This is a genomic window from Paenibacillus sp. WC2504, assembly GCF_052682475.1.
The window spans coordinates 4278966-4303779 of the sequence record NZ_JBQZFH010000001.1 but is presented as its reverse complement, the minus strand read 5'-3'; the positions used below and the strand labels follow the sequence as shown (position 1 = coordinate 4303779).

Annotated in this window: 20 protein-coding genes; 17 read left to right on the top strand and 3 right to left on the bottom strand. The window is 47.3% G+C overall.

Translation table 11 applies throughout. The features are described from left to right. Positions 1-20: 20 nt before the first annotated feature. Genes preA through ACUN27_RS19350 form a run of 3 tightly spaced genes read left to right on the top strand, consistent with a single transcriptional unit; the run spans position 21 to position 2966 of the window. A complete protein-coding gene (gene preA / locus ACUN27_RS19360) occupies positions 21-1313 on the top strand; it encodes an NAD-dependent dihydropyrimidine dehydrogenase subunit PreA (RefSeq protein WP_445559444.1) in 1293 nt (430 codons plus the stop codon). Between the two features lie 2 nt (positions 1314-1315). Beyond that, positions 1316-2758: a dihydropyrimidinase gene (gene hydA, locus ACUN27_RS19355; protein WP_445559443.1), complete on the top strand. Its 1443-nt coding sequence runs from the start codon at positions 1316-1318 to the stop codon at positions 2756-2758. Further along, a complete protein-coding gene (locus ACUN27_RS19350) occupies positions 2751-2966 on the top strand; it encodes a hypothetical protein (RefSeq protein ID WP_315950168.1) in 216 nt (71 codons plus the stop codon). Before hydA ends, ACUN27_RS19350 begins: the two co-directional genes overlap by 8 nt. Here the strand turns inward: ACUN27_RS19350 and ACUN27_RS19345 are convergent. After that, on the bottom strand, positions 2963-4576 hold the full coding sequence (locus ACUN27_RS19345; RefSeq protein ID WP_315950169.1) for a PucR family transcriptional regulator: 1614 nt from the start codon (positions 4574-4576) through the stop codon (positions 2963-2965). The two genes, ACUN27_RS19350 and ACUN27_RS19345, sit on opposite strands and share 4 nt — an antisense overlap. A gap of 549 nt (positions 4577-5125) precedes the next feature. Here ACUN27_RS19345 and ACUN27_RS19340 point away from each other — a divergent pair. The 8 genes from ACUN27_RS19340 to ACUN27_RS19305 all read left to right on the top strand — a co-directional run bounded on the left by ACUN27_RS19340 (position 5126) and on the right by ACUN27_RS19305 (position 14668). After that, positions 5126-6889: an ABC transporter ATP-binding protein gene (locus tag ACUN27_RS19340; RefSeq protein WP_445559442.1), complete on the top strand. Its 1764-nt coding sequence runs from the start codon at positions 5126-5128 to the stop codon at positions 6887-6889. Next, positions 6886-8763 carry an ABC transporter ATP-binding protein gene (locus tag ACUN27_RS19335; protein ID WP_445559441.1) on the top strand — a complete coding sequence of 626 codons (1878 nt, stop codon included), beginning with the start codon at positions 6886-6888 and terminating at the stop codon, positions 8761-8763. The genes ACUN27_RS19340 and ACUN27_RS19335 overlap by 4 nt, the downstream gene beginning before the upstream one ends. 404 nt (positions 8764-9167) lie before the next feature. Further along, positions 9168-9683, top strand: coding sequence for a GNAT family N-acetyltransferase (locus ACUN27_RS19330; RefSeq protein ID WP_315950172.1), 516 nt, complete (start codon positions 9168-9170; stop codon positions 9681-9683). A gap of 18 nt (positions 9684-9701) precedes the next feature. Next, complete coding sequence (locus ACUN27_RS19325; protein ID WP_315950173.1) at positions 9702-10373, top strand: HAD family hydrolase; 672 nt, start codon at positions 9702-9704, stop codon at positions 10371-10373. A 16-nt stretch (positions 10374-10389) separates the two neighbouring features. Then, positions 10390-10812 (top strand): SRPBCC family protein, encoded by a 423-nt coding sequence (locus ACUN27_RS19320; protein WP_445559440.1) that lies wholly within the window; start codon positions 10390-10392, stop codon positions 10810-10812. A gap of 2 nt (positions 10813-10814) precedes the next feature. Continuing rightward, a complete protein-coding gene (locus ACUN27_RS19315) occupies positions 10815-11609 on the top strand; it encodes a lipid II flippase Amj family protein (RefSeq protein WP_315950412.1) in 795 nt (264 codons plus the stop codon). An 83-nt stretch (positions 11610-11692) separates the two neighbouring features. Next, positions 11693-12571: a radical SAM/SPASM domain-containing protein gene (locus ACUN27_RS19310; RefSeq protein WP_127458297.1), complete on the top strand. Its 879-nt coding sequence runs from the start codon at positions 11693-11695 to the stop codon at positions 12569-12571. A gap of 147 nt (positions 12572-12718) precedes the next feature. Beyond that, complete coding sequence (locus ACUN27_RS19305) at positions 12719-14668, top strand: ATP-dependent DNA helicase (RefSeq protein ID WP_315950175.1); 1950 nt, start codon at positions 12719-12721, stop codon at positions 14666-14668. Between the two features lie 11 nt (positions 14669-14679). On the opposite strand, the gene ACUN27_RS19300 is transcribed toward ACUN27_RS19305, so the two are convergent. Next, positions 14680-16482 (bottom strand): ABC transporter substrate-binding protein, encoded by a 1803-nt coding sequence (locus ACUN27_RS19300; RefSeq protein WP_315950176.1) that lies wholly within the window; start codon positions 16480-16482, stop codon positions 14680-14682. Between the two features lie 140 nt (positions 16483-16622). On the opposite strand from ACUN27_RS19300, the gene ACUN27_RS19295 reads away from it, so the two are divergent. The 4 genes from ACUN27_RS19295 to ACUN27_RS19280 all read left to right on the top strand — a co-directional run bounded on the left by ACUN27_RS19295 (position 16623) and on the right by ACUN27_RS19280 (position 21513). After that, a complete protein-coding gene (locus tag ACUN27_RS19295) occupies positions 16623-18140 on the top strand; it encodes a DUF4153 domain-containing protein (protein ID WP_315950177.1) in 1518 nt (505 codons plus the stop codon). A gap of 58 nt (positions 18141-18198) precedes the next feature. Continuing rightward, positions 18199-19749, top strand: coding sequence for an RNA polymerase sigma factor (locus ACUN27_RS19290; RefSeq protein WP_315950178.1), 1551 nt, complete (start codon positions 18199-18201; stop codon positions 19747-19749). Between the two features lie 66 nt (positions 19750-19815). Further along, the gene (locus ACUN27_RS19285; protein ID WP_315950179.1) at positions 19816-20595 is read left to right on the top strand and encodes a VOC family protein; all 780 of its coding nucleotides are present in this window, start codon (positions 19816-19818) and stop codon (positions 20593-20595) included. A gap of 87 nt (positions 20596-20682) precedes the next feature. Continuing rightward, positions 20683-21513 (top strand): sugar phosphate isomerase/epimerase family protein, encoded by an 831-nt coding sequence (locus ACUN27_RS19280; protein ID WP_315950180.1) that lies wholly within the window; start codon positions 20683-20685, stop codon positions 21511-21513. A gap of 307 nt (positions 21514-21820) precedes the next feature. Here ACUN27_RS19280 and ACUN27_RS19275 read toward each other — a convergent pair whose 3' ends face one another. Further along, positions 21821-22225: a CBS domain-containing protein gene (locus ACUN27_RS19275; RefSeq protein WP_445559439.1), complete on the bottom strand. Its 405-nt coding sequence runs from the start codon at positions 22223-22225 to the stop codon at positions 21821-21823. Positions 22226-22480: 255 nt separating this feature from the next. On the opposite strand from ACUN27_RS19275, the gene ACUN27_RS19270 reads away from it, so the two are divergent. Together ACUN27_RS19270 and ACUN27_RS19265 are read left to right on the top strand one after the other, a co-directional pair. Continuing rightward, positions 22481-23452: a Gfo/Idh/MocA family protein gene (locus ACUN27_RS19270; RefSeq protein ID WP_445559438.1), complete on the top strand. Its 972-nt coding sequence runs from the start codon at positions 22481-22483 to the stop codon at positions 23450-23452. Positions 23453-23658: 206 nt separating this feature from the next. Then, a complete protein-coding gene (locus ACUN27_RS19265) occupies positions 23659-24801 on the top strand; it encodes an acyl-CoA dehydrogenase (RefSeq protein WP_315950183.1) in 1143 nt (380 codons plus the stop codon). Positions 24802-24814: the final 13 nt, after the last annotated feature.

Genomic DNA, 24814 nt, shown 5'->3' with positions numbered 1-24814 from the left:
TCATACTGGAGGGATACGGCATGGCAGATCTACGCATCAATCTAGCAGGCATAACTTCACCAAACCCTTTCTGGTTGGCATCGGCGCCTCCGACGAATACAGGTTACCAAGTCCAGCGGGCATTCGAAGCCGGCTGGGGCGGTGCGGTATGGAAAACGCTCGGAGACCCCATTATTAATACCTCCTCACGATTCGCTGCCGTTCATTTCAACGGACAACGTGTCGCTGGCTTTAACAATATTGAATTGATCACGGATCGGCCGCTTGAGGTCAATTTGCAAGAGATCTACGAGACGAAGAAGCGTTTTCCTCATCATGCGCTTGTTGTTTCACTGATGGTTGAACCCAAACGTGAAAAGTGGCATGAAATTGTAAAGAAGGTCGAAGCCGTCGGCGTGGACGGACTTGAACTGAACTTTGGCTGTCCGCACGGGATGGCGGAGCGCGGCATGGGATCAGCCTCCGGGCAGCAGCCCGATCTTGTGGAAGCGCAAACGATGTGGGCGAAAGAAGCAGCGAAGACGCCGGTCATCGTGAAACTGACGCCGAATATTACAGACATTACAAGTACGGCGAAGGCTGCAGTTCGAGGCGGAGCGGATGCAATCTCCCTAATCAATACGATCAATTCGTTAGCTGGGGTCGACATCGATACGTGGAATACGATCCCTCATGTCGGGGGGAAGGGCTCTCATGGCGGCTATTGCGGTCCTGCTGTAAAGCCGATCGCGCTGCACATGGTCGCGGATTGTGCGCGCAATTCGGAGGTTGGCATTCCAATCTCTGGAATTGGCGGTATATCCAACTGGCGAGATGCTGTTGAATTTATGCTGATGGGTGCTACAGGGGTGCAGGTATGTACGGCGGCTATGCATCATGGCTTCCGAATCGTAGAGGATATGATCGACGGATTGAACAACTATTTAGATGAAAAAGGGCTCGCGAGCGTAATGGACTTGATCGGTAAATCCGTTCCCCGTTATTCGGATTGGGGAAATTTGGATTTAAACTATGCCATTGTTGCCAAAATTGATAACGACACTTGTATAAACTGCAATAAATGCCATATTGCTTGTGAGGATACCTCTCATCAATGTATCGATATGCTGACCAGTGATACAGGTGAGTCGTATTTGCAAGTGCGTGAAGAAGACTGTGTCGGGTGCAATTTATGCGCTATTGTTTGTCCTGTAGAAGGTGCCATTACGATGGTTGAGGTGGCCGGCACTGAACCTCCTCTAACATGGAACGAGAGACAAGAAGCGATTGCCAAGCTAGGCGAAGGGAATTCCAACAAAAAGGAGGCTGTATAACGATGGCCAAACTTATTAAGAATGGCACGGTTGTGACAGCTGCTGACCAATATCAGGCGGACGTTCTGATCGAGAACGGCATCATTTCGCAGATTGGGCTAAATCTGGAGGTAGAAAGCGCCGAAATCATTGATGCGCAGGGATTTTATGTTTTTCCAGGTGGTGTAGATCCGCACACGCACTTGGATATGCCCTTTGGCGGGACGGTTACAGCGGACAATTTCGAGACAGGAACGAAGGCGGCAGCATATGGAGGAACGACAACGATTATTGATTTTTGTTTGACGAATAAAGGCGTGCCGTTGAGTGAATCTGTTCAAACCTGGCATAACAAAGCGGAGGGCAAGGCTGTAATTGACTACAGCTTCCATCTGATGATTGCAGAAATCAACGACGAAGTGCTGGCTGAGCTGCCCAAAATGATACATGACGAAGGGATTACTTCGCTCAAAGTATTCATGGCGTACAAAAATGTTTTTCAAGCCGACGACGGAACGCTATATCGTACATTGCTAGAAGCGAAACGGCATGGCGCACTCGTCATGGTGCATGCTGAGAACGGCGACGTGATTGATTATTTGATCAAAGAAGCGCTGGATGCAGGAAATACAGAGCCGATTTACCATGCGCTGACACGTCCATCCTTAATCGAAGGAGAAGCAACGGGGCGCGCAGCCAAATTAACCGCTTTGGCAAATTCCCAATTGTACGTAGTACACGTGACATGCGAGGAAGCTGTTCAGCAAATTGCCGAAGCGCGGAATCAAGGAGTCGATGTATGGGGCGAGACTTGTCCGCAGTATTTAATGTTGGATCAAACATACTTAGAGAAGCCGGATTTCGAAGGTGCAAAATATGTGTGGTCACCACCGCTTCGCCCCCAAGAGCATCAAGATGCACTATGGACTGCACTTAAAAACGGACAACTTCAAACGCTGGGATCTGACCACTGCTCTTTTAATTTCAAAGGTCAGAAGGAGCTTGGGTTAGGTGATTTTAGCAAAATCCCTAATGGCGGTCCTTGTATAGAAGACAGATTCTCGATTCTGTTTTCGGAAGGCGTCCTGAAAGGGCGGATCACATTGAACCAATTTGTAGATATCGTGTCAACGCGAAGCGCCAAATTGTTCGGTTTATTCCCTAAGAAAGGAACAATCGCCGTGGGCTGCGATGCCGATATTGTTATTTTTGACCCGAATGCAGTTCGTGTTATTTCACGCGACACTCACCATATGAATGTGGATTATAATCCGTTTGAAGGTCTTGAAATCACTGGAGAGCCTGTTACTGTGCTATCTAGAGGGGAGTACGTGATTCAGAATAAACAGTTTGTGGGCACTCCTGGCATTGGTCAATTCGTAAAGCGGAAGACCTATCCATCTGAATTCCATCAGCTTAAGCCAAAGCAAGATACCGTGGCTCAAAGGGGTGCAACACATGTCTGAACACGCACAATTTCTACTGGAGAAGCAAAAACTCGATGGTTTTGTTGCTCAGAAATTTAAAATTGTCGGGGTGAAGGAAGATTTGAGCGGCGCATGGCTGCAATTCGAACACCCCGGCGGCGAAACAGCTACCCTCCATCTGAAGACAGCAAATGCGAGGAAATATTATGCGACGTTGCTCATTCGGCAGGGCCAGGAACAGATCTAAGCAATGATGCCATACATGTATTCGTAGCCATGGAGCGCAAGCTCTATGGCCATTCTTTTGTCGGGGCGCATATAATCCTCGCCTAACAGTAGAGCAATTTTGTCCAGGCGGTGATATAAGGTTTGCCTCACGATGAAAAGCTCTTTGGCTGTTTCCTGCTTGGAGCCGCTTAAAGCTAAATACATTTTCAGCGTTTTCAAAAGTTGACCGTTTTTCTCCCGATCATAGTGGAGGATGCGACCAAGATATTCTTCAATAAAGGAGGCTAAGGCCCCGCTTTGTTTCATCATCAGGATGATTTTGCCCACGTGAAGCTCGTCGTAGAAAGGTTGGGCCAGTACCCCGATGTCTTTCTGAATTTCAATCGTATCCAGCGCGGTTTGATAACTTAACTTGAGGAGAGAAGGATCATTGATTCTTTTGCCGATCCCCAAAAAAGGTGAGAAAAACGCTGTCTCCTGCAGGTGTTCAGTCTTTTGCAAGCGTTGGATAGCCCTCATCATACGATCTTGAAAAGGGGATGCTCCTAGCTGATCAAGCAGGATTAAAACGAACTGAGCGTTTGTAAAATGAGGGACCAGATAGAAACCTTCACCTTCAAAAATAGAGCGCGCTACCATTTGTTTTTGAAGAAGCTGCGCTTCATGATCGATCAAATCTTCCCGTACAGCCTTGCTTTCGAACACGCACACTACAGCTTGCTCAAGCTTCACATTGGGTTTCAGGGCAAGCATGTAGTCCCGGATGACTTGGTGCGTATGCTTCCCGTTCAGCCAATCCGTGACCCACAGATCCTGCTTGTACCGCTTTTTCTCCTCCATGTAGGTTGTGCGCATCATTTCTTGAGCAATGGCCGTTGCGAACCGGTCCAACGCAAGAATTTGGAATTCGCTTAACTCCTTTTCACCGTACAAAAGAAGATCAGCAAACATGCGCTCAAGGGCTAGAATAGGGCGATGGGCGAGCTTGCTTTTGATATCAGGCAGTCGAAAGATTTCTCCAAAGATCCATTTTTCATAAAAGAGATCTGCATCGGTTCTCGGTAATTCGGGTATAAACCGTGCTTCCTCTCCATAAGGAAAAAAGGCAACTTGGGCGCGTGTCGTTTCGTGTAATAACTGTAAAAGCGGCTGTAATCCCTTCCCTGAAAGGAGCAGCTGATTCAACTGAGTGGACAAGGCTTCCAGCTCGGAAACCATGGAATAATGCTGATGGATGAAATAAGCATGCAAATCTTGAGTAATATCAATATAACGGACTTCTTCATGGAAAAAGATGAGTGGAAAATGTTCGCGCATGGCGAGCTCTTTCAGACGTTCAAGGGGTTGCTTCGTATAAGTCCCCAGTTCAATACATAGCCCGGATGCTCCGCTATCGATGAGTTGTTGGAGGAAGGAAAGGCTTAATTCTTCGTTATCATGCCAGCCAATTCCCGTGTTGAGGATGAGTTCGTGGCCATTCAATAGATGTCCGACGTGCGGTACTTCCATAATGTGAACCCAGCGAACAATGCGGTTCAAGGCTTCTTCACTTGCGATGGTTTCGGCTTTCTGAAACAGAGGGCGCTGCAAAATATCTTTCACGGTTAATTGCAAAAGTGTCTGAACCATACTCATCCACCGCCTGTTTGTTAGTGAAGGTAACGTGAGAGCCGTAATGGTATTTTTTCTATTATACAATGCGTCCACTGAGTTTTGGGGGATTTTTCTTGCATTTGGAAAAAATCGCGAGCAATTGCGGTTTTTTTTGTTTGAAGGGGCAAAAATAGCACTACAGTTTTGGGAACAACTTAGCCTCGTTGGAAAAAATACAAGGAAAGAGCCAATAATGCACTAAAATCGCTCCTTTCATTGGACGAAATCCAATAGAACGGCCATATTCAGCGCTATAGCATCACGTTTAAATGATCTCATTGGATTTCATCCAAGAAGATTGCGTATTTAACCTTCAAATCAATATGTTGGTTGGATTTCATCCAATGCCCCAACTCGACAGCACATTCTGCCGACCCAACACCATGGAGGGTTGTCGCAGTTGAAAACGTGCGTTGTCGGCTGCAGTTCAATTTAGTATGATTGAATATACGATTGGAAAAGGAGGAAAATACTTAACGACATGAATGATTAATGTCATTAATAATCACTGGAGGACCTTACATAATGAAGGTAAAACCGAAAAAGAGTAACTCCATGGGGCAATACGCTGAGCTTCTGAGCCGATATTTGTTCCCGCAGAAAGGTACACTCGTTTTATTGACGCTGCTTTTATTCGCATCTATAGGACTGCAGTTAGTCAATCCCCAAATCATCCGCTATTTTATCGATCAGGCGCAAGCTGGTAGTGCCATGCAGCCATTGATCACTGCAGCTATTTTCTTTATCGGTTTTTCGCTTGTGCAGCAGCTCGTCTCCGTCATCGCAACGTACTATAGCGAAAATGTCGCTTGGAAAACAACGAATAAATTGCGCGTTGATTTGGCGGCGCATTGCTTGTCCCTGGATATGTCCTTTCATAAATCGCATACATCTGGTTCGCTTATCGAACGAGTAGACGGCGATGTGAATGCGCTTGCGAATTTCTTCTCCAGCATGATTATTCATCTATTCGGCAACCTGCTACTGATGGCAGGCATTATTGTGCTATTATTCCGCGAGAATTGGGTCATTGGCGCAGGGATGGCTTTTTTCGTCGTCTTTGCTGTTTTTATGATTCAGTGGATTCGTAAATTCGCAGTTCCTGTATGGGCGGGATGGCGGCAGGCGAATGCCGAGTTTTACGGTTTTATTGGCGAGCATTTGGAAGGAACGGAGGATATCCGCGCCAATGGAGCAGTAGGATTCGTGATGAATCGTTTTTATACGATGTTAAGAAAAATGCTGCCACTGCGAGTCAAAGCCTTTCTGGGTTTCTGCGCGATGTGGAATATGTCGATTTTCGTTTTCGCATTGGGCAATGCCATGGCTTTTGGAATTAGTGCTTATCTGTGGTATAGCCAGAACATCTCTCTCGGAACGGTGTACTTAATTTTCTTTTATACAGAGCTCTTAGCTAAGCCAATTGAGAAAATCCGTACGCAAATGGAGGATTTGCAGAAGGCGGATGCCAGTATTTCCCGGATTCGTGAACTGTTTGCTACGCAATCCGAGATTAAGGATGGACCGGGAGCGCTACTGCCAAAAGGACCGCTTAGTGTTGAATTTCGCGATGTGACGTTCAGTTACGACGGGGACCAGCCTACGCTCAAAGGCGTAGAGTTGAATTTGAAGCCAGGAGAAGTCTTAGGCTTACTTGGGCGAACCGGCAGCGGCAAGTCAACGATGGCCAGACTTCTGCTGCGGTTTTATGATCCGCAAAGCGGTATGATTGCGCTAGGCGGAACGGATATACGTGACTGCACGTTAGCGGAGCTTCGGAAGCATGTCGCATTGGTGACGCAAAATATTGAAATTATGCAGGGAACCATTCGTGATAATTTAACCTTTTATGATCATGCCATTACGGATAAAGAAATTGTAGATGTGCTTACGGAACTCGGACTCGGCTCATGGTATGAGTCAATGCCTGAAGGCCTGGATACGATGCTAGCCTCCGGAGGAGGCAGTTTATCGGCGGGTGAAGCCCAATTGCTGGCCTTCGCGCGGGTGTTTTTAACGAAACCGGGACTTGTCATCATGGACGAAGCATCCTCGAGGCTAGACCCTCTGACCGAGCAACGCATTGAAAAAGCCGTATCCAAACTGTTGACCGAACGATCCTGTATCATGATCGCGCACCGATTAGCTACCGTACAGCGCGCCGATCATATCCTCATTTTGGATAATGGTCATGTGATGGAAACGGGGAGAAGAGAACAGTTAGCCGCAGACCCGAATTCCCGATTCAGCCAATTGCTTGCAACAGGGCTTGAGGAGGTGCTGGTATGACTACGTTCCAGTATTTATGGCGGCTTATTATGTACCGTCCTGGGCGTTATTTTATTAATGCAATTGCTTGGACGATAATTTACTTGGCACCAATCGTGCCAGGTTTGATTACGAAACAATTTTTCGACTCTTTGACAGGGAATTCCATGCTGGGCTATGGTGTCTGGGGCTTGATCGCACTGCTCATTGCTGCCGCTCTAGGACGTATATGCCTCATTATTATCGGGTTTATAACGGATGTTCATTTCCGGTTTCGGATGGGGATGCTGCTGAGACGGAATTTGCTTGAGCATGTTTTGAAGCAGCCAGGGGCACAAGCGATTCCGGTTTCTCCAGGGGAAGCGATTAGTCATTTCCGGGATGATGTGGATCAATCGGAAGAGGCGGTAAGCTGGTCTGTTGATGTCTTTGGTTTGACTTGTTTTGCCATTGTGTCCGCTTATATTCTGATACGTATTGATGCTCAAATGACGATGCTTGTGTTTCTGCCGATTGTGCTTGTCATTACGGCTGCGCAGCTGGCGACGGTTCGCCTGCAGAAATACCGCGCGGCCAGTAGAGAAGCGACTTCCAAAGTGACCGGGGAAATCAGCGAAATGTTCGGTAACGTACAAGCTATCCAAGTGGCAGGAGCCGAGGATCGCGTCATTGAGCGTTTCCGCAGCTTTGGCGACAATCGCCGAAAAGCGATGCTCAAAGACCGTCTCATGACGGAGCTTTTGGATTCGGTTTTTTCCAATTCCGTAAACTTGGGTACTGGGCTTATTCTTCTGCTAGCTGGTACAAAAATGAGAGCTGGCACCTTTACCGTCGGGGACTTTGCGCTGTTCGTCTACTATTTGACCTTCGTGACGCAATTTATTACGAATGTGGGGAAATTCATTACGTATTTTAAGCAGATGAGCGTGTCGCTGGAACGGTTAACGTTTCTATTGCAAGGAGCTTCGGCGAAGGTTCTAACGATGGTTAATTCGCTGCATTTGAAGCCAAGCAGAGCGGAGAGGAGCGGGGATGGAGGAAAGCAGAGCGAGGGTGAGGCGTTCGAGGGTAAACGCAGCGTGAGGCAAAGCGAAGCTGCAACGCTCGGGAGCGAGAGCGGAGGGAAGCAGAGCGATAATGCTGTTCTCGAGAGCGGAGCTGAGCTGCAGCGGCTTGATGTGAATGGATTGAGCTACGCCTATGCGGATACGGGCAGGGGCATCTCAGACATTCACTTCAGCTTGCGAAGAGGATCGTTCACCGTCGTAACGGGAGCGATCGGTTCTGGCAAAACCACGCTGGTGCGTTCCCTCCTTGGGCTTCTGCCCAAAGGGAAAGGAACGATCGCGTGGAACGGAGTGCCCGTCGAAGACCCGGGCACCTTCTTCACCCCGCCGCGGAGCGCCTACACCGCGCAAGTGCCGCGCTTGTACAGCGATACGCTGCGCAACAATATTTTGCTCGGGCAAGCGGAGCAAAGCGACAGCTTGCAGCAGGCGCTGCACGCGGCGGTGCTCGAGTACGACGTCGCACAGCTGCCCGGCGGGCTGGACACCGTCATCGGCCCGCGCGGGGTGAAGCTCTCCGGCGGCCAGGCGCAGCGGACGGCCGCAGCGCGCATGCTCGTGCGCGACGCCGAGCTGTACGTCTTCGACGACCTGTCGAGCGCGCTCGACGTGGAGACGGAACAGAAGCTCTGGGAGCGGATGTTCCAGCGTCGAAGCGATGCGACCTGCTTGGTCGTCTCGCACCGCAAAACGGCGTTGACGCGTGCCGATCACATCATTGTGATGAAGGAGGGACGCATCGAAGCCGAAGGTACGTCGGAGGAGCTGCTGCAGCGCAGCACGACGTTCCGAGAACTTTGGTACGGCGATGAGCGGCAATCAGAGTGATGAATAAAAAAGAGAGCCTTAGGGGCTCTCTTTTTTATTCATGTTTGTTGGAGGAGCAACTGGAAATTCTACCGTTAAAAATTACACGAACTAAGGTTTTGATGAAGTAACTGGAATTTCAGGAGTTATTTCAGTCGATTCGCCTTGTTTCTGATGAAACTTGAGAAAATAGCTTGATCATTTCCATCTATTGGTTCATGAGCAACAGAAATGAACAAATTAGCATCACATTTTCCAGTAAAACTTATGGGAAAGGTAATGAGTGATGGGATTAGTATGAGGATGAGTGAAGGATGATGCTGAATTCGCAACTTATTGATGAGATGCAACCATATTTTTTACAAGCATTTAAAGGGAAATCCTAGTAGATAAACGAATATTTGATTTTGAGGGGAGGTTCAATCATGAGAATCAGAACTGAGGAAATTCAAGATCATGAGGCGGTCTATCAGCTGAATGTGGAGGCTTTTGGACATAGAGAAGACGAAGCTCAACTGATTGAGCGTATCCGGGCTTCAGAGGGTTTTATACCGGAGTTGTCGATTGTGGCGGAGATGGATCATCAGCTTGCAGGCCATATTTTGCTAAGTAAAGCGAGCGTAGTGGATGAGGACAAAGAACACGAGGTCATCGTATTAGCCCCAATAGCAGTAAAGCCGGACTTTCAAAAACAAGGCGTTGGCGCTCAACTTATCCAGGAAGGTATCCGTAAAACAAAAGAACTAGGATACGGGGCTATATTTCTGATTGGTCACGCCAGCTATTATCCGAAATTTGGATTTGTACCTGCTAGGACTTATGGATTTGAGTTAAAGCAGTTTGAGGTGCCAGATGAAGTATTTATGGTTTGTGAAATCACAGAAGGTTTTCTAAAGGATTGGAGCGGAGAGCTTCGATATCCGGATTCATTTTTTAGCTAGAAAGGTGTGAAGGCTCCCGTGTTAAAAGCCATTATTTTTGATCTGGACGGAACGCTGCTGGATCGAGATACATCTTTGAAAGCTTTTGTGGAAAATCAGCACCAACGGATGGCTGAGCTTCAGCATATTGATAAATCCGTGTATGTGAACAGGTTTGTGGCCCTAGATCAGAGAGGTTACGTATGGAAAGATCAAGTGTATCAGCAGCTCATACATGAATTTGATCTTGCTTTGCAGTGGGAGGACTTATTAGAGGATTACATGCATCAATTCAGCTTGCACTGTGTCGGGTTTCCAAATCTTCATGAGCTTTTAATCTACTTGAAAGAAAGCGGTTTTAAGCTAGGCCTAATTTCCAATGGTTACGGTACATTTCAGATGAAAAATATGGAAGCGTTAAGGATTTCGACCTATTTTGATACGATACTCGTTTCCGAAATAGAAGGGCTGCGCAAGCCGGATCCTGAGATTTTTCATAGAGCATTACATAGATTGGGAGCACAGCCTGGTGAAGCAGCCTATGTCGGTGATCATCCGGAAAATGATGTTCAGGCAAGCCGAAGGGTGGGAATGAAGGGAATCTGGAAGGAAGACGACCATTTCGCAGGTAATTTTGAGCGAGAGTACACGATTAGGGATCTGATGGAGTTGAAGAAATACTTAGAGCAGTTGCACACTGGATCGACATAGCGAAGGGGGAGTGCTAATGAATTCAGAGAATATGGTAGGACTTACGGCGGCTGCAGGCTTTCAGATCGGTGTCAGAAGGACGATTACTTTAAGTCAAGAGAAGGCATGGGAATTATTGACTTCGCCGCAAGGCCGCAAGCTTTGGTTAGGGGAGACGCCTACTATCCTTTTCGAAAAAGGGCATGCGTTTTGCACAAAAGAAGGAATTAACGGGGTTCTTCGCGTGGTTAAACCGAATGAACAGCTACGTCTCTCTTGGCAGCCTGCAAGTTGGGCGGAAGCATCGACACTGCAAATTCGGCTGCTGCCCGCCGCTTCTCCAGGCAGAACGACAATTAGTTTTCACCAAGAAAAGCTCGACAGCATGCAGCGCAGAGAAGAAATGAAGGTGCGTTGGGAAGCCGTCCTGAAACGGCTGATGGAGTTAAAGATCAAATGACGATGACGAATACACTCATTTTAGTGTTCATTTTAACGATGATCATTCATACCGCTGAAACCTTATCCTATTCCATACGTTTTGCCGGGGTGAAGGTGAACAAACTGGCAGTAGCGCTATCGCTAGTTGGTATCGTAGTGCTCGTTTCTCGAACAGCCAATTTAATTCAAGCGCCTATGACGGCTAATTTCGTCGACTATGCCAAGGCTGTCCCGACTTTTGATTTAGAAAGATACTTACGGATATCTTTGTTCGCATCGTCCATTGGCACGCTGATCGCCATTGCCTTATTTCCTTCTTTTATCAACCTCAGTGTAAGAGTTATTGCTCGTTTGGAAGTGGCAGGTTCTATCCCGAAACTCATTTCAAGCGTGAAGATAGAGCAGTTGAAGAACACCAAAAATTACTTAAAAAAGCCTAAGTTCAAGCTTAGCCAGTTCCGCTATTTAGGCGTGTCCAAAAGATTTTTAGTCATCAACATCCTAGTAACTGCCTTTTATTCTGTGGGGGTGCTGTCATCTTTGTATGCGGCGCATTTGTTACCTGCGTATGCAACAACGGCCTCCCAGGCATCAGGTCTCATCAATGGGATCGCCACGATCCTGCTCACCATTTTCATCGATCCACAGTTAGGGCTCATTACCGATAAAGCGCTGCAGGACGAGTCACAACGTAGTCAGCTTGGGAAAATTTATGCCCTGCTGATGACATCCCGTTTTCTAGGTACTTTGTTGGCCCAAGTATTTCTTATTCCTTCGGCCTATTTTATCGGATGGATGGTGAAATGGATTTTCTAATTCTTTCAATTCCTTTCTTTCAGGAGAGCAGCTTGTTATAATAGCTATTATCATAGTAGCGCAGCTAGAAACGGAGCCATGGCATGAAGAAGTTTAAAAAGTTTTATATTGAGATTACAAGTGTATGCAATCTGGCTTGTACGTTTTGTCCGCAAACGAAGCGGCAGGCTAATTTTATTAAGATAGATACGTTTACGAACATTCTTGATCAAATCAAGCCGCATACGGATCACATTTATCTGCATGTCAAAGGAGAGCCTTTGCTGCATCCCAAGATCGACGAACTGCTTGATTTGAGCCATGAGAAAGGCTTTAAAGTTAATATTACGACCAACGGAACGTTGATTAATAAAAATAGGCATAAGCTGCTGGACAAACCGGCCCTTCGCCAAATGAATTTCTCTTTGCACAGTTTTGACGGCCACGAAGGCTCGGAGGATAAAGAAGGCTATGTGATGAGCATCTTACGATTCGCAAAGGAAATTGTAGCAAAGTCTAATGTCATTATCTCTTTCCGGTTGTGGAACTTAACAATGGATAATCAAACGAATCAGGAGCGGCAGCGGAATCGTGAAGTATTGGAAATGCTGGAGAGAGAGTTTGAGCTGGATTACAAAATTGACGAGGAATTTGTGCGTGGAAGCGGTGTAAAACTGGCAGAACGCGTATATCTGAACCAGGATCATGAGTTTCAATGGCCGGATCTGAAAGCGCAAGAGATTGAAGGGCCAGGCTTCTGCCATGCTCTGCGGAATCAAGCGGGCATCCTGGTTGACGGTACGGTCATTCCATGCTGTCTCGATGGGGAAGGCGTTATTAATTTGGGGAATATTAACCATACGCCGTTTTCTGAGATTGTTGAAGGGGAGCGGGCGAACCGTTTGTTCGAAGGCTTTTCGAGACGGGAAGTCGTAGAAGAGTTATGCCGCAAATGCGGATATCGAGAACGTTTCAGCATGTAAAATGAAGTTGATCACAGATAGAAAGCTTCTTCATCTCCACAGTTAAAGCGGGATGAATGAAGCTTTTTTCTATCTTTCTTTGCTTTTGTATCTAGTTAGTGAGATAATACAAGTTTGATTAGATTTCTATTTTTGGGGGCTTGTAACGTGGGACGGTATCCATTCGATTATGATCATTCACAGCCATTCATGCAGCAGGTTTCTGACTGGATTGCTGATTTATTCTATGAGGTTTTACCCGAAGCAGGGTTTGAAGTTCGCGATGAACAGATCTATATGGCGTTTCAGCTGGAGCGGGCTTTTGCGGAGAAACAAACCATTTTTGCTGAAGCGGGTGTAGGAACCGGGAAAACACTTGTCTATTTGTTATATGCGATTTGTTATTCCAGACTCACGAACAAACCGGCCATCATCGCGTGTGCGGACGAATCATTAATTGAGCAATTGGTCAAGCCTGGCGGAGATATTGACAAATTAATGCGGCACTTGGATCTTGTAATTGATGCTCGGCTTGCCAAATCACCTGATCAGTATCTGTGTCTTCAGAAGCTGGATGAAGCCCGATTTGGACATGAAGATATAAGCTTATACCGTGATCTGCATGCTGGTTTGCCTGACTTTGTCCACACACGAGAGGCTCTGCAGTCCTTTTATGCATACGGAGATCGGAAAGACTACCCGAATTTGAACGATGAGCAGTGGGAACGTGTCAGTTGGGATGCTTATCAGGATTGTTTCGTCTGCGATAAACGGCACCGCTGCGGTCAAACCTTATCCCGAGAGTCGTACCGGAAATCCGCTGATCTCATTATTTGCTCCCATGATTTTTACATGGAACATGTTTGGACGTATGAGGGACGGAAGCGGGAAGGTCAGTTGCCGCTATTGCCGGAGCATTGTGCAGTTGTTTTCGATGAAGGACATTTGATGGAGTCGGCTGCGCAGAAAGCTTTGACCTACAAGCTAAAGCATACGGTTTTTGAAGAGTTAGTGGTCCGGTTGTTAAAAGGGGAAGTGCGCGAGACATTAGCCGTCTGTATTGACCAGGCTATTGAGCAAAGCGAATACATGTTCGAAGTGCTGGAAAGCTGCTGCCGACCAATCCCGGGCTCGGATCGCAAGCAGATTGTGATGAATGAGCAATTGCTGCGTGAGATTCACCGATTGTGTGATATTTTATCACAAATTGAAGAGGAGCTTGTCTTTGAGAGTGAGATGTTCACTTTGAATGACTATCAGCTCAAAATTGTCGAAGAGCATTTGGAAATGATGCAGAAAGCGCTGGCGTTATTCCGTCACGATCAAGCTTTCATCTGTTGGGCAACGGAAAGTATAACGGGTTTAAGCTTAGTGGTCATGCCAAGAACGGTGAAAGAAGTGCTTAGAGAGCAAGTGTTTTCTGCCAAAATGCCAATCGTGTTCTCCTCCGCTACGTTATCCGTAGAGGGAACGTTTGATTATGTGGCGGACAGCTTGGGATTGGACAAGTATTTATCGTTCTCCGTGGACTCGCCGTATGATTATGCAGAACGTATGGAAGTGCTCGCACCCAAATGGACTTCCGGCGGAAATTTCCAGGAGAAAATGGAGGCAGCTGTCAAGCTGCTGCAAAGAACGGAGGGCCGGGCGCTAATTCTATTCCCGACCCATGAAGAGCTGCGGCGGTTTAAGCAAGAGATTCTGAAGCGGAGTGAGTGTGAGAAGCTGCGGTTTCTATTTGAAGGCGATCAAGAAATCAGCCATCTCATTGCGTCTTTCCAAGGCGACGAACATAGCGTGCTTGCTGCGGTAAGTTTATGGGAAGGGCTTGATGTGCCTGGTCCATCACTGTCGAATGTTATTATTTGGGCGCTTCCGTTCCCACCGCAAGACCCTGTGTTTATGGCCAAACGGGAAGCAGCCGCGAATGCTTATGTGGAAGTGGACATTCCTTACATGCTGTTAAGACTGAGACAAGGGATTGGCCGCTTGATCCGTACGCGGGAAGATAGCGGGATTATCGCTATCTTTAGCGAGGAGATGCACACGAATGAAACGCTTCGTGAACATATTGAACATGTGCTGCCTTCAGGCGTAGCACTGACGTATAGTCTGTAATGGGCGTTTGTTTAGGTGAACCAAATGTCGCGAAATCGTACCCACCCGAGGGAATCGAACGAAATCCCGCGAATTGACGGGTGGTAAGCGGTTTTGAGATGTTTCCGATATAGAAAAAGCAAGCTGTAACGCTGCTTGAGCTGTGATTCTAACTGCTCGAGCAGCGTTTTTCTGCGTATCGGGTCGATTTCATTACGGAGCAGCTGCAAGCTGTCATCAAGCAAGCGCTGCACTTCAGGCGCCGCATGCTGCTGCATGCTTTTGTACATATCGTAAAGCCGCAGCTCACGGTGCTCGTCAATCATAATGGCGAAGAGAACAAGATCAGCCGACATGCGCAGTTCGCCATTGAATTGCTCAGCAGGAATGAGCATGATTTGGAGGGTGATGCCCGCTAAAGCGTACATGTTCTGTAATAGAAGCGCATCCTGCTCGTATTGCGGAATTGTAGCTAACGTAAGCGTCTCCCCTTGATAACCGGCAGTGTAGAGCAAATGCTCAAAACTTGTTGGTGCTGTTGAATAAGGGAGGGGAGCAAGGACTTCTTCTTGTTCCTCTGTAGCTGACCTCGGAAAGAAAGAGTTTGCCGATTCGATCACATCCCCGGAAAGCTGCTCTAATAAATAAGCTTGATCTAATGCCAGACTGAGCGCTTGGCGAATGAGTGGATTTCGTAAAGGGCCTTCTTTTCTCTCATTCACGGTCATGAATTTTGTGGTCATGCCCGATTGCCGCACTTGCTGCCAGCGCTGAGCGTCCATGTCCGAAATTCGTACATTGTGCATGACTTGGAAAGGCAGCTTATGAGTAGAGTCAGACAAATGTTCATTCTCTGGCAGCGTCCACACCTCGACACGATCCAGGAAACCTCGGCCTTGAAAATACGCAGGAAATGCCTCCAGAATCCAAATGCCGTGCTCATGCCCCGCTAAGCGAAAAGGACCTGTCCCGACAGGGTTCGTTCCCATCCAACCTCCGGCTGCCTCACACGCATCTTCAGGAACAATCGCAGCTCGATTCGTGCTCAAGAAGCCCAAAAACAATTCGTTGCGCTCTACTAAGCGGATAACAACGGTCGTCTCATTCGGGCATGAAATCTGCTCGATTCCTGCATAAGCCCAGCTGTACAGTCCGCGTGGCGCTAAGCGCCGAAGCCTTTCCAGCGCATATTTCACGTCGCTGGCGGACATTTCGCGCCCATGGTGAAAGCGCACGCCTTTTCGGAGATAAAACGTCCAAACGGTTCTTGTTTCATCAACTTCCCATGCATGCGCCAAATGAGGCACGATGTGCTCCCCCTTCGAATCCATCCGGACGAGACCGTCGAATAGCTGATTCACCAGATGAGATTCCCCCGCATAATGGATGGCAGCGGGATCTAACGCATGGATGGTTTGAGTCAGAGGAAAGCGCAGCACATCCGATCGGCGATCACCCTGAAGCTCGGAACGAAAGCCGAATTGACCAGACAACCAATCTTGGAACTGCTCTCGTAAGTGAGAGGAATGTTCAGTTGATTGCAGCAGTCCAAGAGCAGATTGCAAATCTTGCTTAGCCACGAACTGTTTGGCTTCTTCCAAAAGTAATTGCTCTTTGCGCATATGAAAAATGAGGGTCGAGCGATTGCCGCGGCCCTTTTTGGGTTGCCAGGTGAGCCACTGTTCTTGCTGCATTCGCTTAAGTAGTAGCACCATATTGCGATGTGTGCAATCTAACTGTGCAGCAAGCTCTTCGAGCGTTGTCTCCAGCGGAGACTCTTCTTGAAGCTGTGGAAAGGCATGTCGAAGTGTCAAATAATGCTTGCGAATTTTCATTAAGTGCCTCCGTCATAAAATATGAAATTTCCGAAAATAATCTTACACTTTTTGTTCTTGTTTTAAAGGTTACAATAAAAGGCAGGAATTATCAATTCCTTGCAATTCTATATCGTTATGATTAAAGGAGAGAAAGTTCAATGAGAGATCCAGCTCCATGGCAAAGAAAATATAGCTACATGTTAGCGTACGCTTGTTTATTCGGTCTGCTGGTACAATATTTATTTATCGGCCGACCAGCAGGTGTTTCTGTCTTTCTAAGCGTTGCCGGTTTCTATGGACTTTATTTTTATTCGATAAAAGGCCGATTAGGTGGATTTGAGCCATGGAAAGGGCAGAGTACGGCAGGGTGGTTGCTGATGGTGCCGGTTGGTTTGTTGGCCTTGACCTATGCCTTGTTCGCAAACCGTTTTTTTCACCTGCTAAATATGATCGCTCTTCCGCTTTGTATCGTGATGCAAACGGTCGTGTTGTCAAGGAATAGCAAACATGCGTGGTACCATGCCACATTTTTGCAAGACATGGTTAGGCATGTTATCAGCAGTCCGATTACGTATCTTCCTGTACCTTTCGGAATGTTGAAGGCATGGCTGCCAAGCGGAGGTAACCATAAAGATTCGTCTTGGGGAAAAGTCGTAAAAGTTTTGGCAGGTCTGCTGCTGGCAGCGCCAATCCTGTTTATCGTCACCCTGTTGTTAGCTTCAGCTGACCAGATATTCTTTTCCTGGATCGCGGAGATTCCAACATGGTTCAGTGGCGCGTCCATAGGGGAAAGTGTAGGACGAATCATTCTTGCGGTTGTGATTAGCATTTACTCTTTTTGTTATATGTGGGGACTGCTTTTCCCAAAACTCACTGAAGCATCGCACCCATTCGACAGTCAGAAAGATGAAACTGCTGCCGCTACGGAAGTCGTAGTCCGGAGCAAAGCGCAGCTTGACCCAATCACAGCAGGAACGCTGCTTATATGTGTGAATGTTGTTTATGTGCTGTTTGCGATTATCCAGTTTTCTTATTTATTCGGGGCTGCAGATGGCCTGCTGCCATCCGGTGTAGCGTATGCGGAATATGCGCGCAGAGGTTTCGCAGAGCTGGTTGTTGTTGCTCTAATCAATGTATCGCTGCTATTTCCTGGTTTACATTGGATTCGTTCAAGCAGTCCATTAGGAGAAAAAATCCGAAAAGTGCTGCTTACTTTGTTGGTAGCCTGCACGATAGTCATGCTAATCTCTGCTTATGGAAGGCTTTCGCTTTATGAAGAAGCTTATGGATTTACGCAAACGAGACTGCTTGTGCATGGGTTTATGATCTTCCTTGGCATTTTGTTTATCCTTGCTTTTTTCCGGATTTGGATAGAAACGATGTCGATGTCCAGAGCCTACATAACGACGGCCATACTTGCTTATTTGGTGATGAACTACATGAATCTCGACCACCGGATTGCTATTAACAACATGGAGCGCTATGAAAAAACGGGTGTCATCGACCTTGAATATTTGGGAAGACTTTCAACCGATGTAGTTCCCGCTTTGAAGGAACTGCAGGTGAAGCATCCCGAGTTAAGTTCTGTTCAACAAACCATAGATCGTGTGATGAGTGATCAAAAGAACAAAACTTGGCCATCCTGGAATCTATCCAGCTATCGAGCGAATAGGTAGGAGAATCGGTCTTTATTAGCGAATATAGACGGGAAATAAACACGGCAGGAGGTTGCCAGTGGGGAACCATAATGATTTGCCCGATCTTATTCGCCGCGTCAAAGAGGGAGATCCGATTGCTTTTGAGCTGCTGCTCAGCGCCTATCGTTCAGCTGCCTTATCGTGGGCGCAAGCCGTCGTTCGCGATGCTTTTCTCGCGGAAGATGTGGTCCAGGAAGCTTTTCTCAAAGTAAAAGACAACATACACGCTCTGAAAGATGAAGAGAAATTCGGTACGTGGTTTCGGGTTATGGTTCGCCGTATCGCCATGAATTCGATTCGTGGAGCTGCTAACCGGAGCGAATATGTTACGGAGGATATACCGGAAACAGGTTGGGAAGCGTTCAGCGGGGGAGAAGTGTTCAGTCCAACAGCATGGCAGGAACGGGAAGAAGGCGAAGATCTGATTCGCAGTTCCATGCGCCCGCTTTCTGAGCAGGCACGCGAGGTTTTAAGCGCGAATGCATTTGATGATGCGACGACGGAAGAACTGGCTGCCCGCTTCGGCATGAAACCAAGCAATATTTACAATTTGCTGTCTCGCGCTCGGGTGAAAGCGAATGAAGAGCGATTCCGCAAGGAAATCGAGCGTTATCTGGAGGTACGGAAGAAGAGTGGTCACAGAGCCGCCAGAACGCTGCCACTTCCGGTGTTTTCTCGGCCTTATGCATTTCTATCGGTTATGATCGGTGAAGCGCTTCGAACTGTAGGAGAGGAACACATTTCCCATACGGAGCTGATGGGGATCTCAGGGGATGCATTCCGTTTGAATGTGGCGAAAAGCTGTCATTCCCAAGGGATCTCAACGTTTGACTGGAGTTACACCGCCTATCGCATTCTAGAACGGCTCGGCGTTCACGGGACCTGCTTTGGACGTCCTCAACGAAAGACGTTAACGCCGGAACAGCAAGTTCATATCTTATCCATTCTTCATGGTTCTATCGACCAAGGTGTTCCTGCGATTATTTGGAACATGCAAAGTAATGAGTTTGGGTTTATATATGGCTACGATGACAACGAGCAGAAAATCCTATATCTAGGTCATAACCGAGAGGAACGGATTGTCCGTTATGACCAGTTGGGACGAAAGGCTGATCAGCCGCCATTGTTCGTCCTTGGTATTCGCGGGAGAGTGGCGCCTTCTCAGACAGTGGACGCCACACTGCGAGCGATTATTGATCATGCAAGAGGGAAAGAGCCTCCGCTTGCTGGCTATGCCTTCGGCCTTGACGGTTACCGCCTCTGGCTGGAGGCGGTAAAGGATGGTTCGCTTGATCTGCAAGGACATGCCTATCAAGTGGCGATTTTAGCCGAAGCTCGGCATCATGCTGCTCAGTATTTGCTCGAGTTGTCAAATAGCAGCAACAATGATTGGCGTAAGCAGCGGCTTGCCGAAGCGGCAGCATGCTATACACAAGTCAGCGAATCGTTTACTCGCTTGTATCCGAGCTTTCCATTCGGATATGGTGGCAGTCATGCAGGCCGAATGAGCAAGATTGGAGAGGAACTACGGCTCGCTTGGGAGGCCGAAAAAGAAGGCATCCAAATGATTGCATCTATTGTGGAATGAGCGTGATAGAAATTACGCAGCCGCTGTGTCTATAAGTTGAACGACTATCTAAGGAGGAAAACGAAGATGTCACATCCGATTAATGCTTTTATGCCAGCCGTATTTGTTCCCGTTCACGATCTTAAACGAGCTATTGAATGGTATGCGAATTTGTTTCAGCGCCCGATCGTGCCTCAGCCTGATCAGGACACCCATGGTATTTATATTTTTGCTTTGGAGGAAACGGAAATCATTCTGGACAGGAATACCTGGGGGTCTCCACCGACGGTGATGTTCGATGCCGATGATATCCATGCTGCCCATCAATTTTGTGAGCATAGACCTCATACGGTATTGACAGAGGCTTTTACTGACGAATATATATCCGTTTTTAATATAAACTCTCATATGGTTTGCAAAGCGAATCGTGACTTAGGTCTAAAACCGGGCAGGCCAACGAATGCACATTTGCGAAAAATTAGCCGCATCTTGGTGCATACCGATGATATTGAGGATACGACGGCTTGGTATGAAGCTTTTGTGGGGAAAAGCGCCGGTTCAGACCCGCGTTTCGGCGATTTGCCAGCGATTCTGATGGATCGCGGCCCTCATTTGCTCATTGACGATAATCGGCTAAGTCATTCCCAAAGTAAATACTTTGAGCAGCTGCAAGTAGAAACTCGCACGAATCCGATTATGATCATGGAATCGCCGGATTTGGACGCTGCCCTTGCGCATGTCCATTCTGTAGGGGGTCTTGTGAAAGAGGGGATTGAAAAGAGGTTGGGTGTAACCTGTTTCCATTTTCAAGATCCTGATGGCAACGGATATCTGGTTGTGGAAGAAGTGGACAAAACAGCACAATAAGAGATGAGACGGCGAGATGGCATATGGTGTTCAGCAATACGTATTTGGTAAAATATGACCAAATAGAGCTAGGGAAGGGTTGACAATATGCCATTTTTATCGTTGACGAGCTGGAGCTTGCACCGACTGCTGGGGCCATTACGCTGGACACGCTGGGATGAATCTACGCACTCCCAAATCACGGCTGCGCAAGAGCAACCGGAACATCTTACACTGCTTGAGCTTCCCGCTGTGCTTGCCGACAAAGGGTTTGCCTCTTTGGAGGTTTGCCATTTTCATTTTCCGGAAACGAGCGCAGCGTATCTTACTGCATTGAAACAATCGTTCCAAACAGCAAATGTTCGCTTCTACACGCTGCTACTCGAGTACGGCGATATCTCTAGCGCTGATGAGGATCGCAGAGCCTCGGACATCGCTTGGATCAAGGGATGGATCGATATTGCCGCCCGTGCAGGAGCAGAAAGAGTTCGTGTGATTGCTGGCGATGCGGAGCCTTCAGACGCGCAAGCCTTAACGCGTTCCGCTAATGCAATACGAGAATTAGGCGAGTATGCCGGTTCACGCGGCGTTAGGGTGGTTACGGAAAACTTCCACTCATTGACTTCCGTAGCAGATAACTGCCTTGCTTTGCTAGAGAGATGCGAAGATGTCCTAGGGTTCACATCCGATTATGGCAATTTCAAAGGAAGCGACAAGTTCGATGCGCTCGCCAAAACGATTCCATACAGTGAATCCATCCATGCCAAAGCGCAAACGGATAGCGAAGGATTTCCGGATGAAGAAGAGTTCATTCGGTGCATGGAGATTGCAAAGCAAGCAGGGTATGAAGGACCGTTTACACTCGTCTATGATGGACCTGGCGACATGTGGGAAGGGATTGAGCGTGTTCGGAAGCTTGTTGCTCCGTATGTTGACTAACTAATCCTGCTTGGCAAGGAAGGTCAGGATAAGACTTACCATTACCTGCAAAAAATACAGTAAATTCAGCAGCTGTCACCTGAATGATTATTATCAACTGCATTTTGTACAGGTAATTTTCGTTGAAACCAACGAAATAGTTGATTTCCTTGAAATTACCTGCACCTTTTACAGTAAAATATGGCATTTCATGAAGATACAGCTAAATAACTGTACTTTATGCAGCAATCTTAAACATGTACAGATTTAAGGCAGTTGCCTTAAAAAGAAAAAGGAACGGAGGCACAGCCTCCAGTTCCTTTTCATTTTAATCCGTAATGTTATTCATATAGTAAGCGATAATATCTTTGCGGCGGATAATACCTAAGAAAATTTGTTTGTCATCGACGACAGGAACAAAGTTTTGATCGGCTGCTTTGGCCAGCATATCCTCCATAAACGCATCAATGGAAACACATTCGTTGCGAATATGTTTTTTTATGCTGCTTACCGGGATGTCATCCATGTTCTCAAAGCTTACGCCAGGCTTATTTTTGAGCGTCCACAACAGGTCGCCTTCGGAAAGTGTACCTACGTACTTTCCGCCTTCATCGACGATGGGAAGTGCTGTATAATAGTGCTGCTCTAATTGTTCCATTGCTTCCTTCATGGAAGAGGTTGACTTAATAAAGGCTACTTTATCTTTCGGAAATAGAAATGAGGCAGTTTTCATGGTCAGTAATTACCTTTCAGGGAATTTTCAAAACATGATACATCCATTAAACCATACTTTTGGCCAGATGACCTTGAAAGATCTTGCCAAAATCGACAGAGACTTCATTATCATATACCCAAATCATGATAATTACTAACATTACGATTAAAATTTTATCAGAAAAAATTTAGTAGAGAAAAGATTGTCATCTGCGTATATACTTGTCTTATGGGAATCTATGCTAATTTGAGCCACTAGGAGGCGTATATCAACATGTTGAAAATTGCAATTGCCGGAACAGGATGGTTTGCTGAGAAGCATGCAAGTTTGTTAGCTGCCAGGGAGGATGCGCAAGTCGTTGCTTTTCTTGGTTCTTCGCTGCCAAAGGCGGAGAAGATGGCGCAGAAATTCGCTGGCGCACAAGCTTTTGACGAGATAGAGATGATGTTGGATACGGTTAAACCAGACGCCGTATACATAAGTGTACCGCCTATGGCGCATGGTAGTATTGAAGAAGCCATCGTCCAGCGAAATATCCCATTCCTGATTGAAAAGCCGATCGGGTTGGACATGGAAACTGTGAATCGCATCCAAGCGCAGGTGAATAGCAGGGATATCATCACCTCGGTTGGTTATCATATCCGATATACGGACACTGTGCAGAAGGCGAAAGAGCTGCTGGAAACCCGCAAAGTCGGAATGGCGGTTGGCAGTTGGTTAGGAGACATGCCGGGTGTTCATTGGTGGCGTAAGCAAAATGGGTCCGGCGGTCAATTTGTCGAACAAACAACACATATTGTGGATTTGGTTCGCTATTTGGTTGGCGAAGTGGAAGAAGTGTACGCGGTTTATGCGCAGCGCCACATGCATACGAAGCACGACGGCGTTGAAGTGGCTGATGTCGGGGCTGTGACATTGAAGCTCGCAGGTGGAGCCGTGGCGTCAATCACGAATACGTGTATGCTGCCTTTCGGTCATCGATCGGGATTGGAACTGTTTACAGATCAAGGTGTTTTGGAAATTCAACAAAATCGGTACTTAAAGAATCATGAAAGTACGCAAACAACGGAGTATAAGAACATCCTCAATCCTTATGAAATTGAAACGGATGCGTTCTTGCATGCGATCAAAACCGGAGACCGGTCGCGGATTTTGACAGATTACGCCGACGCGGCTATCACGCTGCGCATTACCTTAGCGGCATTGGAGTCTTCCGTAAGCGGAATGCCGATTAAATTAAGATAGTCCTGAGAAGAAACATCGCTAAATAGCGGTGTTTTTTCATTTTCGGGTAATTTCATAGCCTGTCAGGTATAAGCCTTCGGAAAGGCGTGTATATATAAAACATGTTGTTGGAAGCGGTTACAACTTGTCCCATGAAGAAGCAAATCACCGATCTTATCCTCGGCTAAACATGCAGGAATAGCGATCATGTCGAAGGAGGCGGTCATATGGAACTGTCCTTAACGGATGAACAGAATATGATTCGTGCTATGGTGCGGGATTTTGCCAAAAACGAAATTGAACCTACGGCTGCTCAAAGGGATGAAGAAGAGCGATTCGATCGGACCATATTCGATAAAATGGGCGAGCTTGGCCTGACGGGAATCCCGTGGCCTGAAGTATACGGGGGCATCGGATCTGATTTCTTGACGTATGCCATCGTCGTCGAGGAGCTCTCGAAGGCTTGCGCTTCTACAGGTGTGATGTTATCCGTGCATACGTCATTAGTTTCATGGGCGATCTCGAAATACGGGACGGAAGCGCAGAAAATGGCGTTTTTGCGGCCGCTGGCTCAAGGCAAGAAGCTTGGCGCTTACAGCTTGACAGAAAGCGGTTCAGGCTCTGATGCGGGAGCGATGAAAACAATGGCCGTCAAGGACGGGGACCATTATGTGCTAAATGGTTCCAAGTTATTTGTCACGAATGGAGGGGAAGCGGATGTCTATATCGTTTTTGCTATGACGGATCCAGTGAACAAGAAGCGCGGGTGCAGCGCATTTCTTGTGGAGAAAGGGACTGAGGGATTTATTTTCGGCCACAAGGAGAAAAAGCTGGGCATTCGCTCTTCGCCAACGCTCGAGCTGCGTTTTGAGAACTGCCGAGTGCCCGCAGTACATTTGCTCGGGGTTGAGGGAGAGGGCTTCCGAATCGCGATGCGAAGTCTGGACGGCGGGCGAATCGGCATTGCCGCGCAAGCGCTCGGGATTGCCCAGGCGGCGATGGAGGCATCGATTAGCTATGCGAAACAGCGCAAGCAGTTCGGAAAGCCAATCGGGGAGCAGCAGGCGATTGCTTTTAAACTGGCTGATATGGCTACCAAGATTGAAGCTGCCAGACTGCTGACCTATCAAGCCGCGTGGAAGGAAAGCAAGGGCTTGCCGTACGGGAAGGAGGCCGCTATAGCGAAGCTTTTTGCCAGTGATACGGCTGTTGCTGTCAGTCTTGAAGCTGTCCAAATTTTCGGAGGTTATGGGTACACGAAAGATTATCCGGTTGAACGTTATATGCGCGACGCTAAGGTTACACAAATCTATGAAGGGACGAACGAAATTCAGCGTATTGTGATTTCCCGCATGCTGCTTGCCGACTAAACGCGGCAGGAAG

Bases quoted from the DNA above. Each gene is read 5' to 3' on its own strand.
- preA (WP_445559444.1), top strand. From the start codon at position 21: ATGGCAGATCTACGCATCAATCTAGCAGGCATAACTTCACCAAACCCT.
- hydA (WP_445559443.1), top strand. From the start codon at position 1,316: ATGGCCAAACTTATTAAGAATGGCACGGTTGTGACAGCTGCTGACCAA.
- ACUN27_RS19350 (WP_315950168.1), top strand. From the start codon at position 2,751: ATGTCTGAACACGCACAATTTCTACTGGAGAAGCAAAAACTCGATGGT.
- ACUN27_RS19345 (WP_315950169.1), bottom strand. From the start codon at position 4,576: ATGGTTCAGACACTTTTGCAATTAACCGTGAAAGATATTTTGCAGCGC.
- ACUN27_RS19340 (WP_445559442.1), top strand. From the start codon at position 5,126: ATGAAGGTAAAACCGAAAAAGAGTAACTCCATGGGGCAATACGCTGAG.
- ACUN27_RS19335 (WP_445559441.1), top strand. From the start codon at position 6,886: ATGACTACGTTCCAGTATTTATGGCGGCTTATTATGTACCGTCCTGGG.
- ACUN27_RS19330 (WP_315950172.1), top strand. From the start codon at position 9,168: ATGAGAATCAGAACTGAGGAAATTCAAGATCATGAGGCGGTCTATCAG.
- ACUN27_RS19320 (WP_445559440.1), top strand. From the start codon at position 10,390: ATGAATTCAGAGAATATGGTAGGACTTACGGCGGCTGCAGGCTTTCAG.
- ACUN27_RS19315 (WP_315950412.1), top strand. From the start codon at position 10,815: ATGACGAATACACTCATTTTAGTGTTCATTTTAACGATGATCATTCAT.
- ACUN27_RS19310 (WP_127458297.1), top strand. From the start codon at position 11,693: ATGAAGAAGTTTAAAAAGTTTTATATTGAGATTACAAGTGTATGCAAT.
- ACUN27_RS19300 (WP_315950176.1), bottom strand. From the start codon at position 16,482: ATGAAAATTCGCAAGCATTATTTGACACTTCGACATGCCTTTCCACAG.
- ACUN27_RS19295 (WP_315950177.1), top strand. From the start codon at position 16,623: ATGAGAGATCCAGCTCCATGGCAAAGAAAATATAGCTACATGTTAGCG.
- ACUN27_RS19285 (WP_315950179.1), top strand. From the start codon at position 19,816: ATGTCACATCCGATTAATGCTTTTATGCCAGCCGTATTTGTTCCCGTT.
- ACUN27_RS19280 (WP_315950180.1), top strand. From the start codon at position 20,683: ATGCCATTTTTATCGTTGACGAGCTGGAGCTTGCACCGACTGCTGGGG.
- ACUN27_RS19275 (WP_445559439.1), bottom strand. From the start codon at position 22,225: ATGAAAACTGCCTCATTTCTATTTCCGAAAGATAAAGTAGCCTTTATT.
- ACUN27_RS19270 (WP_445559438.1), top strand. From the start codon at position 22,481: ATGTTGAAAATTGCAATTGCCGGAACAGGATGGTTTGCTGAGAAGCAT.
- ACUN27_RS19265 (WP_315950183.1), top strand. From the start codon at position 23,659: ATGGAACTGTCCTTAACGGATGAACAGAATATGATTCGTGCTATGGTG.